The organism is Solemya pervernicosa gill symbiont (assembly GCF_002020875.1).
GTDB lineage: Bacteria > Pseudomonadota > Gammaproteobacteria.
Window position 1 is genome coordinate 1 of the sequence record NZ_MPRL01000155.1, and the last position, 1,228, is coordinate 1,228.

The window sequence follows — 1,228 nt, forward strand, 5'->3', positions numbered from 1 at the left end:
CGGGGCGCCGTAGGCATAAACGGTCGCGTTAAGTATTTGCCGCTTGCTTGGGCTTGGATGCCCAAAACATGCTTCCGCAAAAATAGCGACTCCCCGGTCTTGGCGAGATAACCGGCCAACTTTAGGCGCTGCGCCTCACCTCCCGAGAGGGTGGGCACCGGTTGTCCAAGACGCAGATAATCAAGACCCACTGCCCGCAGCGGTTCAAGCACACGATGAACCTCACGATCATCGGCAAAAAACTCCAATGCTTCATTGACGGTCAGCTGCAGCACATCAGCGACTGTTTTTCCGTGAAGCATCACCTCCAGGATCTCATTTCGATAACGCCTGCCATTGCACTCCGGGCAGCGCAGGTAGACATCAGAGAGAAATTGCATCTCCACATGCTCAAACCCTGAACCGTTACAGCCGGGGCAGCGTCCATTACCGGCATTAAAACTGAAGGTGCCCGCAGTGTAATTTCGCTCTACTGAAAGTGGTGCCTTCGCAAAGCGTTTTCGAATCGCATCCCAGCCACCTACATAGCTAACCGGGTTGGAGCGCGAGCTCTTGCCGATAGGCGCCTGGTCAAGCATCACCACATCATCAATCAACTCATGACCGACAATCTCATGATATGTGCCCGGCATCTCTTCAGGGTGCCCCTTGATCTTGGAGAGCGCATTGAAGAGCACTTCGTTAACCAGTGTCGATTTGCCGGAGCCAGAGACCCCCGTCAGGGTGACCATGCAGTTAAGCGGAATGCGTACATCGATCTGTTGCAGATTGTGCTCAGCGGCTCCACGTATCTCCAGATAGTCTGATTCATCGCCCGGCACTGCACTCGACTGACCATCAGCGACCTGAAGTGCTCCACTCAGATATTGGGCGGTCAGAGAGGCCGTCTGTTTCGAGCGTTTTCCAGTTCGCATCGACTTCGCAGAGGTCATCAACTGCTTTGGCGTGCCGTAAAAGACAACCTCGCCACCCCGCTCTCCGGGGCCAGGGCCGATATCGAGTATTCGGTCTGCAGCGAGCATGATCTGCGGGTCGTGCTCAACCACCAGTAGAGAGTTACCGGCATCACGCAGACGCTGTAACACGCCATTAATGCGCTCAATGTCACGTGGATGCAGACCGATGCTCGGCCGCTGACCGCCATGGATAGCGAAGCGAAGGCGGTTAGTCCGCGATAGTCGACGCCGTCTGCCTATTCGTAGTTGAGAGCGCGAGCGAACGACGAAGA

Annotated in this window: 1 pseudogene; it reads right to left on the reverse strand. The window is 55.6% G+C overall.

Annotation, left to right across the window (positions count from 1 at the left end):
- A pseudogene (locus tag BOW52_RS17185) lies at window positions 1-1,228 on the reverse strand (hypothetical protein); the annotation flags it as partial.